This is a genomic window from Promicromonospora sp. NPDC057488 (assembly GCF_042802395.1).
In the GTDB taxonomy this organism is placed as follows: domain Bacteria; phylum Actinomycetota; class Actinomycetes; order Actinomycetales; family Cellulomonadaceae; genus Promicromonospora.
Genome location: NZ_JBHVEG010000263.1, coordinates 1 through 5,900 on the forward strand (window position 1 = coordinate 1; position 5,900 = coordinate 5,900).

Sequence of the window (5,900 nt, forward strand, 5' to 3'; positions counted from 1 at the left end):
GGCGCAGCCGCTGACGTGAGCGTGCGGCCTGCGCTCACCCCGCCGGTGGGCGCGCTTGTCGAGACCTGGGTCTCGACAAGCTCGACCCGCGAGGACCCGCCAGGGGCCGTTCTCGGGCCCGTGGACTTTCGACCGGTTGGTCCGGGATGCACCGCTACGATCGTGCGCCATGAAGCATGCCCGCAACGGCGGCCCCGACATCGCGTTCCGGGTCGGCCGCAGCGTCGTCTCGGCCGTCGCCTACGACATGTCGACGGTGCAGCGTGTCGGCGCCGGTGTCGCCGCCGCGCTCGTGGCCCTCACCCCGTTCGGGGCGTGGAGCAAGGTGGAGGCGCAGGCCGACCCGGTCGTGGCGGGCACCGCGATCGAGGTGGGCCCGTTCGACCTGACCGTCGTGCGCACCGTGAAGACCGGCGACCTCGGCTACCTCACGCCCGCGCCGGGCAACCACATGCTCGCCGTGGTCGCGGACGTGACCAACACCAGCGACGTCCCCGAGTACAGCAGCACGCTGGGCAGCGCGATCCCCGCGCCGCGGGGTGTCGGCGTCGTGGCCCGGGACCCGCTGGCCGGCCTGGACACGGATCTCGACACCGGCACAGGCACCGGCACCGAGCCGTCCGCCGAGCCGTCCACCGAGCCGTCCGCCGAGCCGTCCGCGAGCGCGTCACCCTCGTCGTCGCCCGAGGCCGAGGAGGAGCCCGAGCTGCCGTCCGCGACCATCGTGAACGTCGCGGACGCGACGAACATCCGCATCTTCAACCCGGGCGTCACCTACCAGGTCGCGCTGATCTGGGAGCAGAGCGACGAGTTCACGGGCGACGAGATCCCGGTCGAGGTCGTGGGGCTGAACTGGATCGACGAGAGCCGGCTGACCCTGGACAACGGGTACTGGCTGCCCGGCGACGTCGCGTTCCAGGGCGACGTCCCGCTCAAGGACAACACGGACCGGACCGGCGCCCAGGAGGACCAGCAGTGAGGCACGGACGCCGCCGGATCACGTGGAAGGGCTCGCTGCTCGCCGTCGGCGGCGTGGTCGTGGGCTGCGCGCTCGTCACCACGGTGCCCCAGGAGACGGTCGTGGAGAAGCCGTTCGTCGTCGAGGGCGCCGTCGGCGAGACGCTCGACCTGACCTACGCCGAGCTCACGGTGACCGAGGTCCGCGTGGCCGACACCCTGGAGAGTTTCTCGGAGGCCGCGCAGGCGGGCGGCACGTTCGTGGTGGTCGACGCGACCTGGCGGGCCACGCAGGGCGCGACGAGCTACGTGGGCGCCGAGATCACCGACGCCGAGGGCCGGACCTTCTGGCCCACCGACCAGGCCGGCTGCTCGACGTCGGCCAAATCCCAGCCGGGTTACGCCTGGCACGTCACGTACTGCTTCGACGTGCCGCGCGACGCGCTCGCGGGCGCGACGGTACGCCTGGCGCGCGGCGGGCAGACCGAGGAGCACGCGGGCCAGCGGCGGGACGCCGCCGGGGTGGTCGACCTGGGCATCTCCGCCAAGGACGCGAAGCAGCTCTGGGAGGCGACCGACACCGTGACGACGGAGTCGCCGGGCTACGCCACGGCACGCGCGGAAGGTAGTGAGGAATGACGACGCTGGTGACCCCGGCGGTGCCGGGCCCCGGTCAGGACCCGTACCCGAGCCTGCAGCCGGGCGGCGCCCCGAGCCTGCGGCCCGGTCTACTGCCCGGTTCCGTGCCGCCCGACGTCCCGGCGGCCGGGCGGCCCAGGGGCTGGTGGCGGCGCAACGCCGTCTGGCTGGTGCTGCTGCCGATCGCGGTCGTGGTGGCCACGGGGGCGTCGTCGTTCCGGGTGTGGGCGTTCTGGTGGCCGGCCGGCGTGCACTACGAGTCCCAGCGCGTCGCCCTCGGCGAGCCCGCGCACCTGGCGAGCGAGTACCTCGACATGGGCTTCGACGTGCCGGAGCGGGCGAACACCTACGTGCTGCGCGAGCTGGACGCGACGGTGACGGGCGTCGAGCGGGTGGACGAGCTGCCGGCGCCCGAGTACGGCATGCCGGTGGAGATCCCCGAGGGGTCGGTCGCGTACGAGGTGCAGCTGCACCTCGCGGCCGAGCTGAAGACCGACCTGTCGCTGTGCTCGATCGCGCTCGTGTCCGACGAGGGCACCCGCTACGGGGAGGCGTCGCCGGACGTGCTGGGCAACTCCAACCGGTGCCTGCCCGAGGGCACCGACGGGTTCGTGAGCGAGCAGCCCGAGTGGGACGTGAGCTCGTTCGTGCTGGTCGATCCGGACGCGACGATCGAGCAGGTGCGGCTGTCGTTCGGGGGCCCGGACTACCTCACGGTCGAGCTGCCGTAGCGGCGGCCGGCCTGGTCGCGGAGCCGCCGCCTACGCGGGGCGCGCGACGACGCGGTTCCCGGCGACGGGCGTCGCGTCGTCGTCGAGCTCGCGGACGGCGAGACCACGCTCGACCAGCACCTCGACGGTCGCCGCGATGAGCGCGGCGGCGAGCGCCAGGGCGATCGCGAGGCCCGCGGCGGCCTCGTAGGGGCTGAACGCGATCCATGCGTTCGTCTCGACGGGTCCCGTCACGGCCCGCACCAGCCAGCCGATGACGTACGGGGCCCGCATCACCACGAGGTAGCCCAGGCAGAAGACGAGCATGGGGCCGAGGCCGCCGTGCACGATCATCTTCAGGCCGTTCCACAGGGCGGAGAAGCGGGCCCGCAGGTCCTCGGTGAGCGACTCCAGGAGCGAGCGGAGCCCGGCCGGGATCCAGGTCATGCGGTCGAGCCAGCGGTGCTCGTCCGACGGCGGCTCCATCAGCTTGTGCCCCAGCACGACGGCGCCGATGGCGAGCCAGGCCAGCGGGGCGACGAGGACGACGTCGAGCGACTCCAGGACCGTGACGAAGCCGTCGGCGACGAAGGCCGCGGCGTCGTTCCCGGTATCGCCGACGCTCTCCTGCGCGGCGCCCACGGTGCCGACGGCGGCGGCGACGAGCTGTCGCTCCTCCGCGAGGGTCCAGAGGCCGTCCTCGATGCTCTCGATCTGGCCGGCGACCTGGTTGGTCCAGTAGATCTCGAGGCAGCCGCCCAGCATTGCGAGGCCGACGAAGTGCAGCTTGCCCTCGAGCCGCCCGAGCAGCCAGCGCAGCACGAACGCGCCGGCCACGATGGCCACGAGCGTCCAGCCGGACCAGACGCCGACCCGGGCCGCGAAGTCGACGCCCTGGACGCTGAAGGTGTCGTTGAACAGCTCGTCGGCCGCGGCCTCGTTGGTGAACCGCATGTGGTCGGCGTCCATGAGGCCCTCGACCTCGTAGACCACGAGGAACGGCACCAGCACGGACAGCGCGATGTCGATGAGGCGCCGCTCGCGGCCCTCCGACGGCATGAGCGGGGCGCGCCGGGTGGGCAGCATGCCGGGGATCGCCGCCTGCGCCGCCCGGTCGCGGCGGCCGAGGTCGTTGCCGCCCAGGCTGGGCAGGCTGTTCCGGCACACCCACAGCATCCCGACGACGGGCACCAGGTACCCGACCGGGCTCAGGATCAGCAGGAGCTGCGCCACGAACGAGTTCCACTGGCTCAGCTCGACCGCACCCCACATCGCGCCGTTACGGACGGCGACGCCGAGCAGGCCGAGCGTCAGGAGCGCGGGCCAGTGCGCCACGAACAGGCGACCCGCGGAGACCAGGATCCTCATGGCGACACATAGTGGCCTAAACCGGGCGGGGTGCGCCAAGCCGTGTCATCCCGGCGTCGGATCGGGGCGGTCCGGCGTCAGTCCAGCGTGGCGAACGACTCCTCGACCAGGTCGGTGTAGGCCTCGACGCCGTCGAGGTTCGGGTGCGTGGCGTCGGCGTGCAGCAGGCCGGGGTGCCGGTCCACGAGGGCGTGCCAGTCGGCGACCGCGACGTTCGCGCGGCCCGCGGCGATCTTGTCGAGCGTCTTGTTGGCGTCCGGTACCCAGTAGCTGATCCCCACGCTGTTGACGAGCACCACCCGGCGGTCCGGGCCGATCAGGTCGAGCACGTGCCGGGCGGCGTCGGCCGAGCCGTCGAGCTGGAAGCCCGAGTTGGTGCCGAAGTTGAGCAGCACCGTCTCGCGCAGCCGGCCCTCGCGCTTCGCGACCTCGACCATGCGCTCGGCGTCGAGCCAGTCGGTGCTGACCACGCCCCGCACCTGGGCCCGCGGGTAGCGCGCGAGGATCGCGGGGGTGGCCGCCGCCAGCACGGAGTCACCGAAGGCGGAGACCTGGGCGCCCTCTTGCGCGCCGAAGGGCTGGCGCTCCGGGGCCGGGCGGGCGGTGCGGGACGTCGGGGCGTGGTCGCCGGGGCGGTCGGGGGTGGCGGCTGCGGCCTCGGTGGTGGCGGCCTCGGTGTTGGTGGCGGCGGCGTGCGTTCCTGCGGCGTCCCGCCCGGCCTGGACGCCCGCGGCGATGGCGAGCTCGGTCGCCGTCCGGTCCGGGGCGGAGGTGAGGGCGGCCCCGGTGCCGACCAGGGCGAGCACCGCGACCACCACCGCCCCCTTCGGTACGACGGCGGAGGTGCGCACCGCCGCGACCAGCGCCTGGCCCGCGCCGCGGAAGCCGAGCCGCCGCACCGGCATCTCCACCCACCGGTACGACGCCGCCGCGAGCACCACGGTCAGCAGCACCGTGAGGCCGGTGCCGACGCCCCACCAGACAGTGCCGGGCTGCGCGCCCACCGCCGCCGACACGATGCAGGCGACCGGCCAGTGCCACAGGTAGATCCCGTACGACCGCTCCCCCACCCAGCGCAGCGGCGGCGCCTCCAGCGCGGTGACGAACCACGTGGGCTCGGTGCGGGCGGCGTCGCACGCCAGCACCAGCACGAGGGCCAGCAGCGACGCGGCCAGCAGCCCGAGCGGGTAGGTGAGCGGCGAGTCGCCGCGCAGCACCAGGAACAGCACGACCAGGCCCGCCAGCGCGAGCGGCGGGAGCAGGTGGGCGCGCCCGCCCCGCAGCGCGGGCCCCGCCTTGGCCCAGCGCAGCGTCACGGCCGCGCCCAGGAGCAGGCCGAACGCGTGGGTGTCGGTCCCGTAGTAGACGCGGGTCGGGTCCACGCCCTCGCCGTACGCCGGCATGAACAGGAGCGCCATCGCTGCCGCCGACACGAGGGCGCCCGCCACGACGAGGCGCACCCGCCAGGCCGCCGAGCGCACCGCGATCAGCAGCACGACGAGCAGCACCGGCCACGCCAGGTAGAACTGCTCCTCGATCGCCAGCGACCACAGGATGCGCAGCAGCTCCGGCTTGGACTCGTCGAAGTAGTCGCTGCCCGCGGAGATCTCCACCCAATTGGTGCTGAACGTGACCGCGCCCAGGAGCTGCCGCCCGATGCCGACCGTCAGGTCGGGCTCGACGAGCCGCGCCACCGGGATGCTCGCGACCAGCACCAGGGCGAGGGCGGGCAGCAGCCGGCGGGCCCGGCGCACCCAGAACCGCGGCAGCCGGATCCAGCTGGTGCCCGCGACCTCCCGCAGCAGGAGCGTGGTGATGAGGAACCCGCTGACCACGAAGAACACGTCCACGCCCAGGAACCCGCCCGGCACCCACGCGGGCGCCAGGTGGAACGCCACGACGGCGAGCACCGCGACCGCCCGCAGCCCGTCGAGCCCGGGGATCCGGAGGCCGGGACCGGTCGGGGACGGGGCGCCCGTCGCGGTCGGCCGGCCCGTCGCCGTCGGGGCGCCCAGCGTCGTCGGACCGGCTGCCGGTGTCGAGGCTGCGGCCGTGGCGGTCCCGGCGACCAGGCCGGGCCGGGCGTCGTCGGTCAGGACCATGGGCGGACGGTACCGAACCTCCGTAGACCGAAAAAGTCCGGAATGTGAAGCCGCCGCCCCGGCGGGCGTCCGCCGTCCTCCGCCACCTCCTTCGAGGCCTAAGTTTCTCCGCTTTGAGCCTTGG

At 73.8% G+C, this 5,900-nt stretch carries 5 protein-coding genes; 3 read left to right on the plus strand and 2 right to left on the minus strand.

The window, feature by feature from the left end; all coding sequences use genetic code 11:
* Positions 1-169 precede the first annotated feature (169 nt).
* The 3 genes from ACFU5G_RS28575 to ACFU5G_RS28585 are packed head-to-tail and all read left to right on the plus strand — an operon-like array spanning position 170 to position 2,327.
* Complete coding sequence (locus ACFU5G_RS28575) at positions 170-979, plus strand: hypothetical protein (protein ID WP_377252285.1); 810 nt, start codon at positions 170-172, stop codon at positions 977-979.
* On the plus strand, positions 976-1,596 hold the full coding sequence (locus ACFU5G_RS28580; RefSeq protein WP_377252287.1) for a hypothetical protein: 621 nt from the start codon (positions 976-978) through the stop codon (positions 1,594-1,596). The genes ACFU5G_RS28575 and ACFU5G_RS28580 overlap by 4 nt, the downstream gene beginning before the upstream one ends.
* Positions 1,593-2,327 carry a hypothetical protein gene (locus ACFU5G_RS28585; RefSeq protein WP_377252289.1) on the plus strand — a complete coding sequence of 245 codons (735 nt, stop codon included), beginning with the start codon at positions 1,593-1,595 and terminating at the stop codon, positions 2,325-2,327. The genes ACFU5G_RS28580 and ACFU5G_RS28585 overlap by 4 nt, the downstream gene beginning before the upstream one ends.
* Before the next feature lie 30 nt (positions 2,328-2,357).
* On the opposite strand, the gene ACFU5G_RS28590 is transcribed toward ACFU5G_RS28585, so the two are convergent.
* Positions 2,358-3,674, minus strand: a complete 1,317-nt coding sequence (locus ACFU5G_RS28590; RefSeq protein ID WP_377252290.1) for a hypothetical protein — start codon at positions 3,672-3,674, stop codon at positions 2,358-2,360.
* 77 nt (positions 3,675-3,751) lie between these two features.
* Positions 3,752-5,776 (minus strand): acyltransferase family protein, encoded by a 2,025-nt coding sequence (locus ACFU5G_RS28595; protein WP_377252292.1) that lies wholly within the window; start codon positions 5,774-5,776, stop codon positions 3,752-3,754.
* Positions 5,777-5,900: the final 124 nt, after the last annotated feature.

Bases quoted from the DNA above. Each gene is read 5' to 3' on its own strand.
- ACFU5G_RS28575 (WP_377252285.1), top strand. From the start codon at position 170: ATGAAGCATGCCCGCAACGGCGGCCCCGACATCGCGTTCCGGGTCGGC.
- ACFU5G_RS28585 (WP_377252289.1), top strand. From the start codon at position 1,593: ATGACGACGCTGGTGACCCCGGCGGTGCCGGGCCCCGGTCAGGACCCG.
- ACFU5G_RS28590 (WP_377252290.1), bottom strand. From the start codon at position 3,674: ATGAGGATCCTGGTCTCCGCGGGTCGCCTGTTCGTGGCGCACTGGCCC.
- ACFU5G_RS28595 (WP_377252292.1), bottom strand. From the start codon at position 5,776: ATGGTCCTGACCGACGACGCCCGGCCCGGCCTGGTCGCCGGGACCGCC.